This window comes from Bacillus cereus group sp. BfR-BA-01347, assembly GCF_022663835.1.
GTDB classification, from domain to species: domain Bacteria; phylum Bacillota; class Bacilli; order Bacillales; family Bacillaceae_G; genus Bacillus_A; species Bacillus_A thuringiensis_K.
Genome location: NZ_JAKUGG010000080.1, coordinates 1 through 424 on the forward strand (window position 1 = coordinate 1; position 424 = coordinate 424).

The window sequence follows — 424 nt, forward strand, 5'->3', positions numbered from 1 at the left end:
TCGGCGGTTCGATCCCGTCATCCTCCACCATTTAGCCGACTTAGCTCAATTGGTAGAGCAACTGACTTGTAATCAGTAGGTTGGGGGTTCAAGTCCTCTAGTCGGCACCAGTTTTTATTGTAAGAGCCATTAGCTCAGTTGGTAGAGCATCTGACTTTTAATCAGAGGGTCGAAGGTTCGAGTCCTTCATGGCTCACCATTTTAATTAATATGCGGGTGTGGCGGAATTGGCAGACGCACTAGACTTAGGATCTAGCGCCTTTGGCGTGGGGGTTCGACTCCCTTCACCCGCACTTTTAATAAAATATCTCAAACATGTCTTGCGGAAGTAGTTCAGTGGTAGAATACAACCTTGCCAAGGTTGGGGTCGCGGGTTCGAATCCCGTCTTCCGCTCCAATTTTCAATATGACATGCCGGGGTGGC

4 tRNA genes are annotated in these 424 nt (G+C 48.8%); all 4 read left to right on the forward strand.

The features are described 5' to 3' along the window. Positions 1-34: 34 nt before the first annotated feature. Positions 35-110: transfer RNA gene (locus MR143_RS32700), tRNA-Thr, on the forward strand. 13 nt (positions 111-123) lie between these two features. Continuing rightward, a tRNA-Lys gene (locus MR143_RS32705) sits at positions 124-199 on the forward strand. 13 nt (positions 200-212) lie between these two features. Next, positions 213-293: transfer RNA gene (locus MR143_RS32710), tRNA-Leu, on the forward strand. A gap of 29 nt (positions 294-322) precedes the next feature. After that, positions 323-397: transfer RNA gene (locus tag MR143_RS32715), tRNA-Gly, on the forward strand. The last annotated feature ends 27 nt before the right edge of the window (positions 398-424 follow it).